This is a genomic window from Sorangium sp. So ce117 (assembly GCF_051524395.1).
GTDB classification, from domain to species: Bacteria; Myxococcota_A; Polyangia; order Polyangiales; family Polyangiaceae; genus Sorangium; species Sorangium cellulosum_B.
Genome location: NZ_CP150309.1, coordinates 7,646,074 through 7,666,200, shown reverse-complemented (window position 1 = coordinate 7,666,200; position 20,127 = coordinate 7,646,074). Strand labels below are relative to the sequence as shown.

The following is a 20,127-nucleotide window of genomic DNA, read 5'->3' as shown; positions in this document are numbered from 1 at the left end:
CGTCCACGGGCGGCGACGTCGTTCGAGCGGCCAAGGCGGCGCGCAGAAGGTCTCTCGGGCATGGGCCGCGACTCCGGGCGTCACCGCAGCCCGGGGCCGACCCTTCGATCATCGGCCTCGTGGCTTGGACCACCGATCCACGGCGACCATCGCGGCGCCCAGCCCGTCGATGTAGCTGCCGTGCCGGAACGTCGCGCGCTTGAGCGCCACGACCAGCGTGGCCAGGAGCTGGCGCGCCTCGTCTCGTTCTCGCCGCAGGTCCTGGACCTCATCCCGCGACGGCCGGTTGACGACCGCAGCTTGCCCCGCGTCGTTCGTGCCTGTCTGACTCGCTCTCTCGGACATGGGTCTGATCCTCCCATATCAAGTTAGCGCCGCGTCGCCCGCGCCATCAACCTCCATAGGAGGTATTTGAATGGGTGTTCGTATCCCGGCCCACGTCAGCTCAGGAGCGCGCGACGAGGGTGACGAGGCCGCGCGCGATCTCGCGATGGATGACGCGGAGTCCTGCCGCGTCGAGCCTGTCGCAGACCCAATCGGGGGAGAGGCGCAGCTTGCGATAGAAGCTCGCTGACAGCGTCCACCGGCCGTCCTCTCGGCCGCGCGTGTGAACGAGGTCGTGCACCTTGACGGTCTCGGGTTCGTACTCGAGGAAACAGGTCATGATCACATCCGCGGAGTCGTGGACTGGGATGAACCGGTCGGCGCCTTCGAGCTCGCGGGTGAGGTCGCGGAACGTGAGCGCGAGATGGCCGCCGGGCGCGAGTCTCCGGGCGCAGCCGGCGAACATCCGCTCCACGTCCGACTTGCTGCCGAGGTGGGGGAGCGTGTCGCCCATGCACACGGCGAGCGCGCAGGGGGTGTCCGAGCGCTCCAGCGCGTCAAGGAGATCCCCTCTCACGATCTCGACGGCGAGCGGCCCGCGGCGCGCCTCGAGCTCGGCGAGCAGCCTGTCCGAGGTGTCCACGGCCGTCACCCTGAACCCGAGCTGCGCCAGTGCGATGGACTGAAAGCCGGAGCCGCACCCGAGGTCGATGGCCTCGGGAGAGCCGCCGGACATACCGTCGGACGAGCCCGCGTGCAGGCCGAGGCGCTCGAACAGCGCCCGCTGATCGGCGACCTTGGCGTCGTGATCCCCGAACATCCTTGAATAGTGCTCGGCGAGGAGCTTGTCGTAGTGATCGGCGACCGTGGGCATGGGCTCTGTTCCTCCGCGGCCATCCTACAGCGGCAGGTCCCGCCGGCGCATGCCTGCGCCGGCACGCATGGACAGATCGGCGCACACCTGCCGCGGCACGCATCACGCTCGGACGCTCGGACGCCCGGGCGTACGCGCTGCGCCGGCACGCGTCACACACGCACGCACGCGGGCGCACCAGAATCAACTGCGTCCGAAAATTTCTGCTCTGCTTTGACGAAGACATGATATCTTGGTTGGAACGCGACTCTTACTCCGACATCGATTTTCGGGTCGGCGGTGTTGGATGGCACCGGGAAGGTTCCCGGAGCGAGGTTGGAGAGGGAGAGATCGCGTCGCTGTGCGCAGCTGGTTTCGTCGGACGGGTGAGAATGAGGCACGGCGGGCTTGGACCGAGCCAGCCTGTCGCTCGCGCGGGTGTTTCGCTCTTCGAGAGCGCGCCGCGCGAAGCGCGCTGATGGACCTGTCGGAGAACCAGCGAGGCGAGCCGGAGAGCCCAGGCAGGCGGTCACGCCGGGCGACCAGGCAGCCGGAACGACGGGCGAGCCAGAACGACAGGCAAGCCAGATGACCAGGTGAGCTCGGGCGAGCCGCGCCGCACTCCTCGTGCGCCGCGCAGCCGGAGCCCGGTCGGCCTCGCCGAGGCGGCCAGCACCGGAATCTGAGCGAGGCGCGCCCAAGCGCTCAGGGCGGAGAGAAGCTGACGAGCCGCCCGACGATGCAGGTGAAGCTGCGCGGCGCGCGGGAGAGACGTGGGAGAGAGCGCAGCCTGGCGCCGGTGATGCGGGCCGCGCCGGGTCACCCGCGATGATGCGCGATGATGACGGATGTGAATGTGACTGAGCGTGTGACGAACGGCCCATGACCGACCGGAGAGCAGACGACGTCGAGATCGAGAAATGAGTTGCGGAAGGTGTCAGTTTGCGTCACGATGAGAAGTTTTGTAACTGCGGTGTTCGCGAGCCTGCGTAGTTCGCGCGGGTCGTGGGATCACGTCGAAGTAGCGAAGGAGCGTGGTGCATGAAGACGGTTGGTGATTGGCTCTCCAGGTGCTCGCGATCGCTCGTCGCCGCGGGCGCGGCCGCGCTCCTCTCCGCCACGCCGATCGCGGCCTCGGCAGAGCACCCCCCCACGCCGCGGCAGGCTCCGCCGGCGGCGGCTGCCGGCGCGGAGAGCGCGCCTAAGGCAGAGCCCGCCTCGGCCCCCGGCGCGAGCGAGTGGGACACCTTCTCCGTGGAGGTCTACGGGAGGCTGGTCTCGCGCGCGGGGAAGGTCGCGACCCTTCTGCCGCTCGTCTCCACGACCGAGAAGCCGGTCGCCGCGGGGACCAAGGCGGTGCTCTTCCGCAAGGTCGAGGACCCCGGCGGACCGAGATCCACGAAATGGGTCGAGATCGCCAGGGTGACCATGAAGAAGATCGAGTCGACCGGCAACATGCAGCTCACCATCGACTCGGAGCAGCAGGCGCCTCCCGGCGAGAAGGGCAAGACGCCTGGCCACTTCGTGAAGGGCGCTCGGCTCAAGCTCGCGATCCAGTAGCCCGGCGCCGCGTCGCGGCGGAGCACGCCGCGGGCGTGAGCCGGGTCGCACCGCTCCGAGAGGACCGCGCGGTCGCCGCGAGCGGGGACAGTGGGAGAGAGTCGGCGCAGGGGCCGCCCGGCGCGGGTCGCCGCGGCTGAATGTCGCCGCCGTTGCACCACATTTTGAAACGCGGCGCCTCATCGTTGATAGAGTCGGCTTGCGGAGACGAGCGACGACGATGAACGCCCTTCGATCCTGGCTCTCGCAACTGAACCGCCCCGAGGTGACAGAGTTCGCCGTGGCCACCGGGCGCATGCCCAGCGTCAAGGTCTCGGGCGCCTTCCAGGCCGTCGATCCCGGCGCCCTCTCCACGGAGGACATCCTCATGCTCCTCAGCGCGCTCGGCGGCGGCCGCCACATCGAGGCCCTCGGCGCGAAGCCGTCGCAGTGGCACATCCGCATCGAGGGCATCGGCGCCATCTCCGTCGTCGCCGCGCGCCAGGGCGACCTCGTGCACGCCCGCATGACGCGGATGCAGTCGTCCGCCGCGTCGGGGACCTCGGCCGCCGCGCCTCCCGCGCGCCCCTCGCAGCAGCTCTCCATGCGGGAGCACCTCGCGCCGGAGGAGGGGCAGCGCCCACCGCCGCGTGAGCAGGACGCGAAGCGCACGAGCTCCTCGGAGGTCGCGCTCGACCTCCGCTCTCCGCCGCCGCCTGCAGAGCCCCGCGCCAGCCGGCCCTCGGTGGCCCGCTTCGAGGCGCGCGCCGACGACGCGCCGGCCGCCGAGCGCGCCGCGCCGGCCGCCCGCCCGTCATCGCCGTCCCCGGAGCCCCGCGCCGCCGCGCGCGTGGCCGCAGCGGGCGGGCGCGCGCGGTCCTCCTCCACCGAGATGCCGGCGGCAGCGCTCGACGGGCTGCTCGCCATGGCGCGCGATCAGGGCGCGAGCGATCTGCACCTCGTCGCCGGCCGCCCGCCGCTCCTGCGCGTGGCTGGCGAGCTGATGCCGCACGGCGAGCCGCTCGACCCGGTGGCCGTCGAGTCCCTCCTCTTGCCGCGCGTCCCGCCGCGCCTCTCGCAGGTGCTCGAGGTCGAGGGCTCCTGCGATTTCGCCATGGAGCTCGGCGCGCTCGGCCGCTTCCGGGTGAACATCTCGCGCCACCGGCAGGGGTACAAGGGCTCGTTCCGGCTGATAGCGCGCACCATCCCGACCCTCGCGTCGCTCGGCCTGCCCGACGCCATCGGGCTCGCCACCCGCCACCACCAGGGCCTCATCGTGATCACCGGGCCGACGGGCCACGGCAAGACCACGACGCTCACCGCGATCGTCGACATCCTGAACCGCGAGACCAGCCATCACATCATCACGGTCGAGGATCCCGTCGAGTTCGTCCATGCGCGCGGCAAGGCGATGATCAGCCAGCGCGAGGTCGGCACGCACACCCGCTCCTTCGAGAACGCCCTCAAGGCCTCGCTGCGCGAGGACCCCGACGTCATCGTCGTCGGCGAGCTCAGGGACACGGCGACGGTCCGCATGGCGCTGGCCGCGAGCGAGACTGGCCACCTCGTCCTCGGCACCATGAACACCCCGAGCGCGGCGAAGACCATCGATCGGCTGATCGATCTCTTCCCGCCCGGCGATCAGCAGCAGGTGCGCGTCACCCTCGCGGGCGGCCTCCGGCTCATCGTCAGCCAGCGGCTCCTGCCGAGCGAGGGCGGCAAGCGCATGGTCGCCGCCGCCGAGGTCCTGCCCGGCTCCGTCCCGCTCTGGAACCTGATCCGCGACTCCAAGACGTTCCAGATACCGAGCCTCCAGCAGCGGGGGAAGGGCCTCGGGATCATCCGCCTGGACGACTCGCTGGCCGAGCTCGTCCGCGCCGGCAAGACCACGCTCGAGGCCGCGCTCAAGGTGGCGGAGGCCCCCGACGAGCTCGAGGCTGTCCTCGCCGGCAGGCGGCAGCCCATGCTCACGCCGGACAGGCGGCCGCCCGCCCCCGCGCCCGACGCGTCCAGGTCCGCGCCCATGGAGGCGGGCAAGGGCCTCTTCGAGCGCGCGGGCGCGCTCTTCGGGAAGAAGGGAGCGTAACGTGGCCCGGATCGATCGCCTCTTCGACGAGCTGCTCTCCAGGAAGGGCAGCGATCTGCACCTCGGCATCGGCTATCCGCCGCTCGTGCGCGCCCGAGGCGAGCTCATCGCCCTGCGCGACACGCCCCTCGACACGGCCGAGATGGAGGCGCTCCTCTTCGAGATCACGACCCCCGAGGAGACGCGGCGGATCGCCGACGAGCTCGATCTCGACTTCGCCTATTCCTACGCGGACAAGGCCCGTTTCCGCGCGAACTACTTCTACAAGACCACCGGGCTCGCGGCCGTCTTCCGCACCATCCCGAGCAAGATCCTCTCGCTCGACGATCTCGGATGCCCCGAGATCGCCCGCCGGCTGTCCGAGCGGACGAGCGGCCTCATCTTGATCACGGGGCCGACCGGCTCCGGCAAGTCCACGACGCTCGCGGCGATGATCGATCACATCAACCGCTCGCGCGCGTGCCATGTCCTCACGATCGAGGATCCGGTCGAGTTCGTGCACAGCCCCATCAAGGCGCAGATCACGCACCGCGAGGTCGGCCCCGACGCGGGCAGCTTCGCGAGCGCGATCCGCAGCGCCGGGCGCGAGGACGCCGACGTGATCCTGATCGGCGAGCTCCGGACCAACGAGACCATGAAGCTCGCCTTGCAGCTCGCGAGCTTCGGTGTCCTCGTCTTCGGCACCGTCCACACGAACAGCGCCGCCGCGACGATCGACCGTATCATCAACGCGTTTCCCGCCGACGAGCAGCTCCAGGTCCGCGGCATGCTCGCCGAGAGCCTCGCCGCGATCATCGCCCAGCAGCTGCTCCGCACGAAGGACGGCACGGGCCGCGTCGCCGCGCACGAGATCCTCGTCGGATCGAGCGCGCTCTCCGCGATGATCCGCGAGGGCAAGACGTTCCAGATCACGAACCTGATGCAGGCGGGCCGCTCCGCCGGCATGCAGACGATGGACATGGCGCTGGAGCGGCTCGTCAAGAAGGACACCATCTCGGTCCAGGCGGCGCTGGAGAAGGCGATCGACAAGGACAGCTTCCAGAAGCTCTTCCCCGACGCGCAGGGGGCGTGACGCGGAGTCGAGCCGCGGAGACGCGCTCGACCGCCGTCAACGTGCTGACCGGTGCGTTGACGGTCGAGCGAGGGGCCGCGTATCCTCGCCGCACCGATCCAATGCAACCTTCCACACAGGACAGCGCATCGCTCGACCTCGACGCTTATCTCGCCCGCATCGGCTACCGCGGCGCGCTCGCCGCCACGCGGGAGGTCCTCGACGCGCTTCACGCGGCGCACGTCTACTCCATCCCTTTCGAGAACCTCGACGTCCTGCTCGGCCGACCGATCCGCCTCGACCTGGCCAGCGTCCAGGCGAAGCTCGTCATGGCGCGCCGCGGCGGCTATTGCTTCGAGCACAACACGATGTTCTCCGCGGTGCTGCGCCGGCTCGGGTTCAAGCTCACGACGCTCATCGCGCGGGTGCGGTTCCAGCGCAGCGACACGGGCCCTCGATCTCACATGCTGTCGCTTGTCGAGCTGCCCGAGGGGCCTTTCATCGCGGACGTCGGCTTCGGCGGTCCGGGGCTCTTGCAGCCGCTCCCGCTCGTCGAGGGCGAGGGGCATGCGCGGGCGCTCGACGTGATCGGCCTGCGCCGGGAGGGCTCGTCATGGGTGCTCGCCTCCAGGGCGGGAGAGGCGTGGCAGGACATCTATGCGTTCACGCTCGAGGAGCACCTCCCGATCGACTACGAGGTGGCGAACCATTACACGTCCACGCACCCGAGCTCGCTGTTCGTGAACAACCTCATCGTGGCGCTCCCGTCGCCGGAAGGCCGGGTGACGCTGCGCAACCGCGAGCTGGGGTTGTGGCGGGTGGACGGCGTCGAGCGCGTCTCGGTGCGCGACGACGCGCTCCTCGACGTCCTGAGAGAGCGATTCGGGCTGGAGCTCCCGGCCGGGACGCGGCTCTCCTGCGCGGGCCTCGATAGCTGAAGGGACGGCGCGTCCTCCTCGGGACCTGCTCGGGAGGCCGGGCGGGCGCGGCTCGCCAGCCGCGCCCGCCGCGCCCGCCGCATCTCGCCGCCGGGGCGCTACCGGATCAGTGGACGCGCCCGATGCCGCGGCGGATGAACGCCGATCGGCTCGCGGCCGCGCCGGCCGCCGCACCGCCGCTCGGCGCGGCCCTGAGCGCCGCGAAGGTCGGGGCAGGCTCGCAGACCAGCGCCGTCAGATCCTGGTTCCGGCGCCTCAGATCGTTCAAGGTGCGCGGCTCACCGCTCACCGGGTCACTGACGGTGATCCCCGTCATGAAACCCGACAGCGACGCCTCGTTCCCGGGCGATCTCGGGTTCACGTGCAGGAACCCCGTCCCGGTCTCCTGCGCGCCGTGGCACCCATTGCAGGTGTTGAGCGAGAACTTGTGCCGCGCCTCGTTGTTGAGGATGCCAGGAGCGGTCCAGGCCGTGAGGTTGTTGAACGACGAGCCGCCGAGGAACGGGCTCCCCTGGAACGTGTCGGGCACCGTGTGCTGCTCCGCGATGATCGACGCCTCGTTCTGGTTCACGAAGTCGGCGAGCGTGGGCGATCCGTCGAAGCCGAGATCCGGCGTCAGCTTGACGGTCTCCGGCCGCAGGAAGCCCGTGTCGGGCGAGAGGACGAACTCGCGCAGCTCCCACGGCCCCGCGAGCGCGATCTCGTTCGTGCGGAGCTGCCCGAGCGAGCTCCCGTTCGGCTTGCCGGGCGCGGCGTTCCGGCCTGCGAACCGCGTGGTGATGTCCTGGAGCGCCGCGTTGTACGCCTCGGAGGGGAAGGGCATGCTGCCGAGGGCGTGCCAGTCGTTCGCCCAGTCGAGCACGTCGGCCTCGGTCGACGCGGGGAGCTTGTACTCCAGGATCACGGTGAACTGCTGCGGGAAGCCCTGGCTGACGACGCCGAACACGAACCTCCCTTCGCCCGCGTTGCCTTCGGCGAGGTTGCGCACGTCGATCCTGTTGACGATGCCGAGCAGCAAGAGCGGCGCCTGCTGCAGGTCGAGCGACCCGTCAGGGCTCCTCGGCCACTCGTCGAGCACGACCTGCTGAATCGCCGTGCGCGCCGGCACGGTGAAGCCGTTCACGGTCTGATCGGTCAGCCAGGTGCTGAAGAGCTCCTCGACCATCGCCGGCGCGTCGGCGGGCGTGGGCGCCATGTCCTCCATCAGGCGCGCGAACGTCCATGCGCCCGTGCGGGGATCGCCCGGCGGTCCATTGAACGTCGTGCGGACGGGATCCTCGACCACGCTGAGGTCCTTCACGAAGATCTCCCGGCTCGTCCGGACGAAGCACCCCGTCGGCTCGGCCAGCTCGAAGTCGAGCGCCCCGGAGGCGACGATGAACTCGGGCGAGTTGAAGTCGATCACGGAGAAGGGGATCACGTGGGCGCCGGGATCCGCGTCCTCGGTGCCGGTGACGGTGACGGGGAACGTCGCCGTGCTCCCGGGCAGGACGCCGGGGAAGAACGAGGGATCGGCGGAGACGTCGATGCCCCCCGAGGGGCTGAAGATGTCGAGGAAGTAGTCGCGGCCCGGGCACGAGCCGACATCGTTGTTGGTGACGGCGATCTGGTACGCCACCGGGGTGTTCGGGGCGACCAGGCCGCTGCTCTCCGGCGTGACGACGGCCGTCGTGGGGCGCCTGAGGCAGGAGAGCTGGGCGATCTCGAAGGCGGTCGTCGGTGAGGCGGAGAGCCAGACCTCGTCGAGCACGCCGGTGAAGCGCTCCTTCTGCACGTTGTTGCCGATGCGGATGGGCGCGTCGATGTCGTGGAGCGTGCCTGCCGCGCTGATCTGGCCGACCTGCTGGCCGTTCAGGAAGAGCCGCACGAATGTGCCGTCGTAGATCCCCGCGACGTGGGTCCACACGTTGGCCTGGATGGGGGCGCGGGAGGTGACCGTCCGCCCGTTGGTCAAGGTCACGGTGAACCGCGCCTGGCTGTTCCGGATGTCGAGCGAGAAGCTCGTCTCTCCGCCGCCCTTCTCCTGCACGATGGTCCGCGGCGTCGACCCTGACACCGCGGTCGGCTTGACCCACGCGGCGACGGCGAGGTTCTGTCCGAACGTGAAGCTGGCGTCGTCGTCGACAAGGATCTTGTCGTTGTCCTTGTTGAAGGCGACGCCGAGGCCGCTGATACCCTGAGCGCACGCCGCGTTGGCCGAGCGGGTGGCCGTGTTGCCGTTGCCCGACGAGTCGAACAGCGCCGTTGTCGCGGCGTTGCAGTCGTCGAGCTGCCAGAAGCCGACGGCCGGCGGCCCCCCCGGGGGCGGATCGCCGGGGTCGCCGCCGCCGACGCCGACGCCGCCGCCGACGCCGGTGACCGAGCTGCTGGTGGAGCCGCCGACGCCGGTGGTGGCAGGGTCGCCGCCGCCGACGCCGGCGCCGCCGCCGACGCCGGTGACCGAGCTGCTGGTGGAGCCGCCGACGCCGGTGGAGCTGGCGACCACGCTGCTGCCGAAGCCGCCGGTGCCGCTGCCGCCGCCGACGCCGGTGGTGGAGGTGGCGACCGCGCTGCTGCCGAAGCCGCCGGTCCCCGTCGCGCCGACGCCGGTGCCGACGCCGGAGACGGTGCCGCTGACGGCGCTCGACCCGCTGGCCACCGCTTCGAGCGCTAGTTCTGCATCGTTGAGTGAACCTTCATCGACGTCATAGCTTCCGCACGCGGCGCCCGAGGCGAGCAGGGCGAGGATCGCGGCCGAGCTGGTTTTGATTGAGAGAGGATGGGCGAAGCCGAAGGAGAGGTTCCGCATCTGCGTTCTCGTTGGGTAAGAGTTGACTGCACGAGCGCCGTCCGGCCGCAGCTCGAGCTGCGGCCGGCGACGCGAACAGGCGTCTGTCTGACCCGACCGGGCTGTCCGGGTTTGGGCGCTGGTGCGAAGCACCCGATTGGCAATTGATATGCCCGGCCCCAGATCGTGATTTTCGCCTTGTTGCGTCGAACCCAGCGAGCCTGGGCGTGTCGGCGGACTCCGACACTGGCACATCTGGCACACCCATTTTGCGACCCCAGGCGGGTGCTCGAGATCAAACTAGCACGCTTCCGACGCGTCCGAATGGTGCGCGGCGGCGCGCGGCAAAGGGGGACAACAAGGTTCCTTCTCGCTGCCGCACGCCCGTCGCACTTCGTCCCGACGCAGCTCCGCCCTCTCGCGGTCATCCATTGCGCCGCTTCTATATGCCGCGCCGCGCCGCCTCCTCCACGCCTCGCGCAGCCGCCCCAATGCATCGCGCCGCGCCGCCGTCGCGCTATGCCGACATCTCTCTATAAGGAGGTGGCCGCGGCCTATGAGGCGGACCGTGACCTATCTATAAGGAGGCGGACCGTGACCTATAAGGAGGCGGGCCGCGGACATCCCGTGTTGTGACGGCTGGAGCGCGCCGCCCTTTGGCGCCGCCGCAGCTCCCGTGTCCGAATCCCGGGCCGCAGCCGTCTCCAGCCCACGCCCTCCGCCGCGCCGCTCCCGGCAGGTTTCCGCCGCGCGATCCTCTCCGCTCTTTCTCCGACCTCTGATACACCCGTTAGCGGAGCTCTCCCGCACAGGAGACGGGCCCAGATCGGCGTTTTCGGCGCGGAGGCGTACTCTGGTACGCCGAGCACCGAAAACGTCGAGATGGGCCCGTATCCGAAGCGGGAGAGCTCCTCAGGAGGAAGACCAGCGGGGACCGCGGGGGGTGTCTTCGAGCACGACACCTGCCTCGGTCAGCAGGTTGCGGATGGCGTCCGCCTTGGCGAAGTCCTTCGCCTTCCGGGCCTCCTGGCGCATCGCGATCAGCCGGTCGATCGCGGCGTCACCCCCGCGCCCAGCCGCGCCCTCGGCAGGGGCGAGCGCGTAGTCCGGGATGAGCTCCGGATAGAGCGCCGGCTCGGCGATCTCCACCCCGAACACCGCGAGGTGACGCACGATGGCCCGGTAGACCGCGAGCATCGAGGGGCGATCCTCACACTGCTCGATCCCCGCCGAATAGAGCGCGCTCACGTAATCGAAAAATGCAGCCACGGCGTTCGGCGTGTTCAGATCGTCGTCCATCGCCTCGATGAAGCGCGCGATGAACCGCTCGGTGAGCTCACCGAACTGGCCGTGAACGTAGTGGTGGCGCATCCTCGGGAATCGCTCTTCCTCGGGTCGCTGCGATGCGTACGCGCCCGGGGCGAGGGGAGCCTCCGTCGCGCCGCTCAGCTTCTCGGCGAGGACCGTCGCGAGCTTCTTGATGCGCGCATAGCCCTGAGCGGATTGCTGCAGCAGCTCCCAGCCGAACGGGAGCTTGCAACGGTAATGCTGCGTCACGAAGAACCACCGCGCCTCGTCGTGCCCGTGCCTCGACAGGAGCTCCTCGATGGAGATGACGTTCCCGAGGCTCTTCGACATCTTCATGTCCTTGAGATCGAGGTGCTCCGGGTGCAGCCAGTAGCGCACCCAGGGCCGCCCGCAGAGCGGCTCGCTCTGCGCGATCTCGTTCTCGTGGTGAGGGAACATGTTGTCGATGCCGCCCCCGTGGACGTCGAAATGGTCGCCCAGGAGCGCCGTGCTCATCGCCGAGCACTCGATGTGCCAGCCGGGGCGCCCGGTCGGCCACCCCTCCTCGCCGGTGCGCCAGCTCGGCTGGCCCGCGCCTGTCGGCTTCCAGAGGCTGAAGTCCGCCGGGTGCCTCTTCCGAGCGAAGTCCTCCTCGACGCGGCCGCTCGCCCCGACCTCCTGCTCGTCGACCTTGCGCCCCGAGAGCTCACCGTAGGACGCCCACGTGCCGACCTCGTAGAAGACCTCGCCGTTCACCGTGTAGGCGTGGCCCTTCTCGATCAGGCGCTTCGCCATGTCGACCTGCTCGTCGACGAAGTCGGTGGCGCGCGTATAGACGGCGTAGTCCTTGATGTGGAGCTTGCGGCAGTCGCGCCGGAACGCCGCGATGTTCCGCTCGGCGACGTCGACGGCGCCCTCGCGCTCGCTCGCGCGCTGCATGATGCGATCGTCGATGTCCGTGTAGTTGATGATGCTCAGCACATGATAGCCGCGGTACTCGAGGTAGCGGCGGAAGACGTCCCAGAAGCAGTAGGTGCGCGCATGGCCGATGTGCATCGGGGCGTAGACCGTGAGACCGCACGTGTAGATGCGCACGACCTTCGGCCTGGCGGAGACGAAAGGCTCCTTCTTCCTCGTGAGCGTGTTATGAACCTTGAGCGGCATCGGCCACCTGCGTGAGTGTGCGAGCACCCCCCCGGGACCGCGTACGCTACCCTGGCCCCGCCGCCCGGTCAACGCGGAACCTCGCCTGTTTTCCCTGTGGTTTCGCGGTGTCTCGCGTCGTTTCGCATCGTTTCGCATCGTCTCGCCACGTCTTGCAGCCGTCCTCCCTCCGGTCTACGCAGCAGCGCATGCACATCACTTCAAGGACCTTGCTGTTCGTCCTCGCTGGCGCGCTCTCCGCCTGCGCGGGGAGCCCGCCGCCCGTCGAGAGCGCCCCGCCGCCCCCGCCGCCGGCGCCCGCGCAGACGCCGCCGGCCGCCGCGCCGGCTGCGCAGCCCGAGGCGGCGACGCCCAAGGCGGACCCGGAAGCCGAGAAGAAGCAGGCGGAGCTCGCCAAGCTCGCCGAGGACACGAAGGCCATGGAGGCCAAGGCCGACACGGAGGCGGCGCGGTTCGACGACGCGCTCAAGGCCGAGATCAAGGCGCTCATCGCGGCCAATACCCCGAGCGCGGGCGCCGCGCTGCGGGCGGCGCTCAAGGGGAAGCACCGCGCCCCAGGCAACGCCGAGCGCGACGCCGCCAGGCACCCGGTCGAGAACCTCGAGTTCTTCGGCCTCAAGCAGACGAGCACGGTCATCGAGCTCGGGGCCGGCGAGGGCTGGTACACCGAGCTGCTCGCGCCGGTGCTCGCGAAGAAGGGTAAGCTCATCATCACGTCGTTCGATCCGAACGGCCCCGCGGACTCGCGCAACACGCTTTACGGCAAGCGCGTGAAGCGCCTGATCGAGAAGTCGCCCGAGCTGTTCGGCAAGGTCGATGTCGTCGTGATCGATCGCGACAACCCGAAGCTCGGGATCGAGGGCAAGGCCGATCTCGTCATCGCCATTCGCGAGGCGCACGGCTGGCACCGGAACGGCAAGTTCGACGCCTACGTCGCCGAGGCGTTCAAGGCGCTCAAGCCGGGCGGCGTCTTCGGTATCGTGGCGCACCGGGCGAAGCCCGACGCCAACCCCGATGAGAGCGCGAAGCAGGGATACCTCCCGGAAGCGTGGGTGATCCAGAAGGTCGAGTCGGCGGGCTTCAAGCTCGGCGGCAAGTCCGAGGTCAACGCGAATCCGAAGGACACGAAAGACTACCCGGAAGGGGTCTGGACCTTGCCGCCGAACTTCCGGCTCGGCGACAAGGACCGCGCGCGCTACGCGGCGATCGGCGAGAGCGACCGCATGACCCTCAAGTTCGTCAAGCCCGCCCGCTGACCCATCCTGCGCCCGGCGCTCGCGGCGATCGCGAGCGCCGGGGCGCTACGCGGGCGCCGCGGCGCGGCCCGGCGGCCGCACGAACACGCGGCGCATCGGGATCGTGGCGCCGGCGGCCCCCGAGACCCGGTGGGACAAGAAGGCGACGCCATCGAGCATCGCCGGTGACGCGTACACGCCAGGCTCCGCCGTCTCCGGGAGGCACGAGGAGAGCTCGAGGAGGTTCCCGCCCACCAGGGCGCCGTCCTCGGTGAGCACCACGTCGCCGGCGTGGAGGCAGAAGCGGACGTTGATCCTGAGATCGCGCTGGCCCGGCCCGGCGAGCCGCGTGTGCAGCGCGACGGCGGCCGCGATCGCGCGGTGGCGCGCCTCTTCGGTGCCGGGCTCGCCGCGCCGAAAGGGCGCCGCGAGCAGCACGCTGGTGCTCGTGAGCGCGAGCGGCGAGAACCCCGAGGGCGCGAGCGCGGCCACGGCGTCCGGGGCCACGGCCTCGAACTCGGCCAGGAAGGCGTCGGTGGGGGCCTCGAGCGCGCGGCTCTCGGCGAGGACCTCGACGAGCAGCCCGATGGCGAGGCGCCGGATGTGCCCCGCCTCCACCGCGCCGGTCCGCGCGATCCGCGCCGTCGCGGCCCGCACGTCGCCCAGGAACGCCGCGACGTCCGGGTGGCGGCCGGCGGGATCCTTGCTCATGGCCCGCACGACGATATCGTCGAACGCCGGGTCGACCGGCGCGTGCAGGCTCGGGCGGGGCGGCGCCTGGTGCAGGTGCAGGTGGCGCAGCACCGGGTACGTGGTCGCCAGGAACGGCATCGATCCCGCGATCATCGTGTAGAGCAGCGCGCCGAGCGCGTAGACGTCGGTCCGCATGTCGACAGGCCGGTTGAGGAGCTGCTCGGGCGACATGAACGCCGGGGTCCCCACGATGTGCCGTGACGACGTGAGCGAGAGATCCGTCGCGCCGAGCAGCTTCGCGATGCCGAAGTCGAGCAGCACCACCCTGAGCTCCCCGCCGCGCTCGCACAGGATCACGTTCGAGGGCTTCACGTCGCGGTGGATGATCCCGAGCGCGTGGACCGCGGCGAGCGCGCTGCAGAGCGGATCGAGGATCGCGAGCGCCTCGTCCGCCGGGAGCCGGCCGCGCGCGAACAGGTGCTGCTCGAGGCTCTTGCCCTGAAGGAGCTCCATCACATAGTAGGGCCGCCCGTCGTCGAGCCGCCCGACATCGAGGATCTCCACGACGCTCGGGTGCCGGATCCGCCCGATCGCGTCCACCTCGCGCTGGAAGCGGAGCACCACGTCAGCGCGCGAGATCAGGTCGGCGTGCATGATCTTGACCGCCGCCGGCGCCCTGCTCGTCGCGTGCACCGCGCGGTGGACGACGCCGAACCCACCCTCGGCGATGACGCCGTCGAGGAGGTAGTCGCCTGCCCGCAGCGCCGCGGCGCGCGGAGCGCCAGGATCTGCGCCCTCGCGATCGCGTGTGTCGGGCGTGTGTTGTTTCCATGTCCGTGACGTGACGATCGGCGGCTCGCCCGTCGCGGGGGCGTCGGCGGGCGGCGCGGCGGGGAACGGCTCCTCGTTCTGGCCAGGGTTCTTCATGGGATATGCGACAGCCGCTTACTTCCTCGATGACAACTGCTGAGCCCGCGCAGTACAGTACGCGTAGGCCGGTATCGAATGCGATCCCGGCTGCCGGCAAGCAACCCGAATCATGCACCGTTGCTCCGTATGTCACGGGCGGCTCGCCGCTGGCGCTCCGTGTGTCAGAGATGGCTTTATCCCGCCGCCCGGTGAGCGTGACACCGCGGAGCGCGCGGCGCCCATGATCGAGGGCTTCTCGCTGCTCGGTCCTCTCGGTCACGGCGGCTTCTCCGACGTCTGGGCCGCGCAGCAGGATTGCGATGGATCGCCGGTCGCCATCAAGGTGGGGAGGCACGCGGCGTGGAACCTGCGCGAGCGGTTCCGGCGGGAGGCCGCGCTGCTCGAGCGCGTCGGCGTGCCGCACGCTCCGCGGCTCGTCGCCTGCGGCGAGCTCCCCGGGGGGCGGCCCTATCTCGTGATGGAGAGGCTCTTCGGCCAGACCCTCGCCGAGGAGCTGGCGGCGCTGCGCGCGCCGCTCGATCCGGAGCTCGCCGCCGGGCGCGCGGACGCGATCCTCGCCGTGATCGAGGCGGCGCACGCGCGCGGCGTCATCCATCGCGATCTCAAGCCGGAGAACCTCTTCCTCCTCGGCTCGAGCGGGCGCTCGGTGCTGCTCGATTTCGGTCTGGCGCGGCTCGCCGAAGGCGGCGAGCCGCAGGCGTTGTCCGCCGGCGTGACGCGCGCCGGCGACATCGTGGGGACGCCGGAGTACATGGCTCCGGAGCAGCTCCGGGGCGACGCCGCGCGGATCGACGGGCGCGCGGACATCTATGCGTTCGGCGTGATCCTGTTCGAGCTGATCACCCTGCGCCCGCCGTTCGTCGGCGGCGAGACGGCCGTCGAGCACGGCCACCTGGCGCTGCGCCCGCCGCGCCCGAGCGATTTCGTGGACGTCCCCGAGGGGCTGGAGGCGCTGACGCTCGCCTGCCTCGCCAAGGACCCGAGCCGCCGCCCGGACAGCGCCGCCGCGCTCCGGCTCACCCTGCACGCCCTGCGCGCGCGGCCTCGCGCCGACTCGATCCCGCCTCCGTCCGCGCCGCGATCGCAGCGGCAGGACGACGGCGCCGCGGCGGCCGTCGCCGAGGGGCGGCAGCCGGTCGCGCTGCTCTTCGCGGAGGGCGGCGCCGGGCCGGTGATCGCGGCGATCGGCGGCCGCCGGGGGTTCGTCGCGCGGCAGCGGGGGCAGCGTTGCCTCGCCGTGTTCTCCGCGCGGGACGTCGACGATCCGGCCCGCGCAGCGCTGGCCGCGGCGCGCGATCTCGCGCTGAGCGGCGGCGTGCGCGTGGCGCTGCACCTCGCCAGCGTGCGCCTGCGCAGGATCGCCGGCGGGCTGCACGCCGCCTACGGGGCGCCGGTCGAGCGCCCCGAGGCGTGGTTGCCGGCCGAGCCCTGGGGCGGGCTCGCGATGACCGAGGAGTTCGAGCGCGCGCTGCCCGACGACGAGCTCGCCCCCACGCCGCCGGGCGACCCGGAGAGCCTGCGCGAGCCTGCGCTGCTCGGCCGCGACGACGTGCTCTCGGCGCTCGCGGCCAGCGCGACCGACGCCTTCGACGGGACGTGCCCCGGCCTGTTCACGCTCATCGGCGACGCCGGTCTGGGCAAGACGCGCCTCGCGGCCGAGGCGGCCAGCATCGCCGGCCTGCCGGTCCCGGACGTGCGCGTTGTGGCCGCGCGCGCGCTCCACCCCATCCACGGCGGCGCCGCGCAGGCCGTGCGCGCGCTCCTCTGCGTCGCGCTCGACGCGCCGAGGGAGAGCCCCGGAGACCCGCGGCGGTTCTGCGTGGAGCGGCTCGGCGAGACGCTCGGCGGCGCGACGTGGGAGGCCGTCGCCGCGGCGCTCGGCTGGGCCGGGCCCCGCGGGGGGCGCCTGTCCGGGGAGGCCCGCAACGGCCTGATGCTGGCGCTCGCCGAGGCGCTCCGCCGCGGGGCGCGCCGCGGCCCGCTCGCCGTGATCCTCGACGACGCCGACCAGGCGGACGACGTGCTGCTCGACGCGCTCGAGTACGCAACGCTCGACGGCGAGGGCACCCCCCTCTGGGTGGTCGTGACCGCGCGCCCTCGCTTCGAGCAGGCCCGTCCCAGCTGGGGCCAGCGCAACCAGCGCCACACCCGCGTGACGCTCGCGCCCCTCGCCGAGGAGGCGGCGATGGATCTCGCCTCCCGCCTGCTCTTGCCGGCCGAGTACCCGCCTGCGGAGATCCTCCGCCGGCTGGCCGACTGGGCGGGCGGCAACCCGGATTGCCTGCGGCAGCTCGTCCGGTCGCTCAAGCGGGCGGGCGTCGTGCGCCGGCGCGCCGGCGGCGGCTCGTACGTGGCGACCGCGGAGGTCGAGGCGCTGCCGCCCGCGCCGGCGTGGCAATGGCTCGCGGCGCAGAGGCTCGACGATCTGCCGCCGGAGCTCGCGACGTGCGCCCGGGTCTGCTCGGCGCTCGGCGTGTCGTTCGATCGCGCCGAGCTCGAGGCGGTGCTGGACGGCCTGGAGCGCGCGGGCGGCGCCGGAGCGATGGTCGACGCGGGCTTCGGGCTCGCGGCCCTGGTCGAGCGGCGGATCCTGCTGCGCGACGGGGAGGGCCGCGGCGGCGGCGTGGACGACCGGCACGCGTTCCAGAACGCGGTCCTCCAGGAGGCGGTCTACGGGATGCTCGACCCGGCGCACCGCGCCGCGATCCACCGGAGCGCCCTCGCGTACTGGCGGGCGCAGGTGGTGGCCGGCTCGACCGGGGGCCTCCGCGCGCTCGCGCGCCACGCGGCCGTGTGCGGCGAGCGCGCCGAGGCGGCCGACGCCTACCTCGCGCTCGGCGATCTCGCGTCCGCGCGGCACGACGCCGTCGAGGCGGACCGGCGCTACGACGCCGCGCTCCAGATCGCCGAGCAGGGCGACGCGCCCCGGCGCGCGCGCGCGCTCGCGGGCCGCGGCAGGAGCCGGTACCGGATGTGCCGCGTCCGGGAGGCGCGCAGCGATTTCGGCGACGCGCTCGCGCTGGCCGAGGCGCTCGGCGACGCGCAGGCGAGGGCGGGCCTCCTGCTCGAGGACGCGACCGTGCTCGACTGGGCCTTCGAGTTCGAGGCCTCGGCGCGCCGGGTGGAGGAGGCGCGGCCGCTGGTCGACACGCACGCGCGCGCGCAGGGCTCTCCCGAGCTCGCGCTGCGCCTCCGGGTCGCCGAGGCCCGCACCTCGTGGCGGCGGGGGAGGACCGAGGAGGCCATCGCGGAGCTCACCGCGTGCGCCGAGCGCGCCGCGGCGTCGGGAGACTACGACGCGCGCGTCCCTGCCCTGATCATGCTGTCGTTCCAGCTCGCGAGCGCGGGTCGCCGCGACGAGGCCGAGCGCGCCTCCGAGGATCTGATCGCCCTGGTCACGGCGGCCGGCGATCGGTTTCACCTCTGCGGGGCGTACATCAACCGCATCGCGCTGTGGGCCTGGCGGTGGTCGCTGCCGGGCGCGGTCGGCGACCTGCGCCGCGCCGTCGATCTCGCGCGCGAGATCGGCAATCCGTGGCTGGAGAAGATGGCGTCGTACAACGTCGCCGTGCTGCTCCACTGGAGCGACAGGCAGCGCGAGGCGCTCGCGCTCCTGCGGCGCGCCCGGTGGCTGGAAGAGCAGGCCTCCGAGCGTCCGATGCCCCAGACGGCGATGCTGCTCGCGCAGATCCACCTCGCGCTCGACGAGTACGAGCAGGCCAGCCAGCTCGTCGAGTGGATCCAGCGATCCTGCGCCCTCGAGCCGGGCGACCTCACGGAGTACGGCTTGCTCGAGCTCGTGCTCTCGGAGATCGGGCTCCGGCCGGCGCCTTCGTCGTCTCTCGCGTGGGGCGAAGCGATCCGGCTGGTGAAAGGCCAGTCGATCGCCGAGCAGACGCTGATGTTCCTTTACTGGCGTGCTCGCATGGCGCTCCGTCGCGGACACGTGCGTGAGGCGGAGGAGGCGCTCGCGAGCGCGCGGGAGCACCGCGGCGAGAGCCCCCTGTGGCTGTCCCGCTTCGTCGAGCTGGAGCGCGGGTTGGCCGAGCGGTCGCGGGCTCCGGACGCTCATCCACCCGTGCCGGACTGATGGCAGCCTGTCGCGATAGGGTTTATTCCGCGTCGTGCTCGGGCGAGTCCGTACTTTCACACAACCACCGTATACCGATTTTCAGCATTGCGCGTCTTCCTCGAAGATGGGAGACTGCCAATTTAAGAAAGATCGATATTGCTGGTCGATGTCTGAACCTGGCCCTGTGCCTGGCTGCGCGACCACCTCGGAGGAGAGCTGAATGCCATCGACCCGTTTCATCGCCATTGGTCTCCTTGGCGCCTGTGTGTTCACGGCGGGATGCGCCGCCTCGTCGGACACCGGCCTCGACGCCCCGTCCGACACCGACCCCGTCGAGACGGCGGAGCTGCCAATACGGCGCACTGCGGTGCCCATCGGATGCAACGGCCTGCTCCCCAGCGACTTCTGGGCGCCGGCGAACCGCACGGCGTTCCGCGCGCTCGGCCAGCGGGCGCTCGCCGGCGCCAACGACGTCGTCGCCCCGACGGCGCTGCTCGGCACCTCCGGCGGAAAGAGCGTGCTCGACTACACGGTGCGCTGCGCGCTGTCCTCTGACCAGGTCGTCTACGGTCCAGACGGCCGCGAGTTCCACGGCTCCTTCGGGTTCGCGCCGGAATGGACCGAGCGTGCGCTCACCCCCTCGGAGCAGCGCTGGGTCTCGGCCTGCATCTTCCAGCACCTGAACGGCACCGGCGAGCATGTCGATATCTTGCTGCAGGGCAACCACCCGGCCCTCGATGGCCCCTTGAACGAGGAGCCCTACACGGAGTTCGTCGTCAACGACGCCACGATGTACGGGAACGCGTTCCTCTCCGGGACCATCGCAGGGTATGCCTGCATCGATCCCGATCTCACCGGGCAGCTCTCGGCGCTCTCGCTGAGCTGCCCGCTCGATCTCAGCCTCCTCTCGCTGGAGCGGCTCTGTGGCCACGTGCCGACGTGCGGTATCGCCTTCCTGGGGCTCTGCGACCTGACCTGCCTGGAGGACTCCTCCGGCAACCAGACGTGCCACACGCTGCCGCTGCTCGGGCCGCTCCTGGGGCCGCTGCTCGGGCCGAGCTACTCGGAGACGATCCGGAGCGAGGTGCGCGACAGCGATCTCCTGCCGCTCTACAACGGCTGCGGCCTGCTCTGAGCGGCGCCTCCGCGGCGGCGCCCGGCTGAAAGGAGGCGCGCCGCGCGCGCCGG

General features: G+C 71.3%; 12 protein-coding genes. 7 read left to right on the top strand and 5 right to left on the bottom strand.

What is annotated here, in order from left to right; translation table 11 throughout:
* Positions 1 to 108: 108 nt before the first annotated feature.
* Together WMF46_RS28595 and WMF46_RS28590 are read right to left on the bottom strand one after the other, a co-directional pair.
* The gene (locus WMF46_RS28595) at positions 109 to 345 is read right to left on the bottom strand and encodes a hypothetical protein (RefSeq protein WP_437542125.1); all 237 of its coding nucleotides are present in this window, start codon (positions 343 to 345) and stop codon (positions 109 to 111) included.
* Between the two features lie 100 nt (positions 346 to 445).
* Positions 446 to 1,198 carry a class I SAM-dependent methyltransferase gene (locus tag WMF46_RS28590; RefSeq protein WP_437980098.1) on the bottom strand — a complete coding sequence of 251 codons (753 nt, stop codon included), beginning with the start codon at positions 1,196 to 1,198 and terminating at the stop codon, positions 446 to 448.
* A 1,020-nt stretch (positions 1,199 to 2,218) separates the two neighbouring features.
* Here WMF46_RS28590 and WMF46_RS28585 point away from each other — a divergent pair.
* The 4 genes from WMF46_RS28585 (at position 2,219) to WMF46_RS28570 (ending at position 6,791) form a co-directional block, all read left to right on the top strand.
* Complete coding sequence (locus WMF46_RS28585) at positions 2,219 to 2,737, top strand: hypothetical protein (protein ID WP_437980097.1); 519 nt, start codon at positions 2,219 to 2,221, stop codon at positions 2,735 to 2,737.
* 220 nt (positions 2,738 to 2,957) lie between these two features.
* Positions 2,958 to 4,802, top strand: a complete 1,845-nt coding sequence (locus WMF46_RS28580) for a type IV pilus twitching motility protein PilT (RefSeq protein ID WP_437980096.1) — start codon at positions 2,958 to 2,960, stop codon at positions 4,800 to 4,802.
* A gap of 1 nt (position 4,803) precedes the next feature.
* On the top strand, positions 4,804 to 5,874 hold the full coding sequence (locus tag WMF46_RS28575; protein ID WP_437980095.1) for a type IV pilus twitching motility protein PilT: 1,071 nt from the start codon (positions 4,804 to 4,806) through the stop codon (positions 5,872 to 5,874).
* Positions 5,875 to 5,975: 101 nt separating this feature from the next.
* Positions 5,976 to 6,791, top strand: a complete 816-nt coding sequence (locus WMF46_RS28570; protein ID WP_437980094.1) for an arylamine N-acetyltransferase family protein — start codon at positions 5,976 to 5,978, stop codon at positions 6,789 to 6,791.
* Positions 6,792 to 6,897: 106 nt separating this feature from the next.
* Here the strand turns inward: WMF46_RS28570 and WMF46_RS28565 are convergent, their stop codons facing one another.
* Both WMF46_RS28565 and cysS read right to left on the bottom strand, forming a co-directional pair.
* Entirely contained in the window at positions 6,898 to 9,579 is a 2,682-nt protein-coding gene (locus WMF46_RS28565; protein ID WP_437980093.1) for a LamG-like jellyroll fold domain-containing protein, read from the bottom strand.
* 891 nt (positions 9,580 to 10,470) lie between these two features.
* On the bottom strand, positions 10,471 to 12,009 hold the full coding sequence (gene cysS / locus WMF46_RS28560; RefSeq protein WP_437980092.1) for a cysteine--tRNA ligase: 1,539 nt from the start codon (positions 12,007 to 12,009) through the stop codon (positions 10,471 to 10,473).
* A 188-nt stretch (positions 12,010 to 12,197) separates the two neighbouring features.
* On the opposite strand from cysS, the gene WMF46_RS28555 reads away from it, so the two are divergent.
* Positions 12,198 to 13,265, top strand: coding sequence for a class I SAM-dependent methyltransferase (locus tag WMF46_RS28555; RefSeq protein ID WP_437980091.1), 1,068 nt, complete (start codon positions 12,198 to 12,200; stop codon positions 13,263 to 13,265).
* A 45-nt stretch (positions 13,266 to 13,310) separates the two neighbouring features.
* On the opposite strand, the gene WMF46_RS28550 is transcribed toward WMF46_RS28555, so the two are convergent.
* Positions 13,311 to 14,864 carry a serine/threonine-protein kinase gene (locus WMF46_RS28550; protein ID WP_437980090.1) on the bottom strand — a complete coding sequence of 518 codons (1,554 nt, stop codon included), beginning with the start codon at positions 14,862 to 14,864 and terminating at the stop codon, positions 13,311 to 13,313.
* 223 nt (positions 14,865 to 15,087) lie between these two features.
* On the opposite strand from WMF46_RS28550, the gene WMF46_RS28545 reads away from it, so the two are divergent.
* Together WMF46_RS28545 and WMF46_RS28540 are read left to right on the top strand one after the other, a co-directional pair.
* Positions 15,088 to 18,957, top strand: coding sequence for a serine/threonine-protein kinase (locus WMF46_RS28545; protein ID WP_437980089.1), 3,870 nt, complete (start codon positions 15,088 to 15,090; stop codon positions 18,955 to 18,957).
* A 202-nt stretch (positions 18,958 to 19,159) separates the two neighbouring features.
* Positions 19,160 to 20,074 carry a hypothetical protein gene (locus WMF46_RS28540; protein ID WP_437980088.1) on the top strand — a complete coding sequence of 305 codons (915 nt, stop codon included), beginning with the start codon at positions 19,160 to 19,162 and terminating at the stop codon, positions 20,072 to 20,074.
* Positions 20,075 to 20,127: the final 53 nt, after the last annotated feature.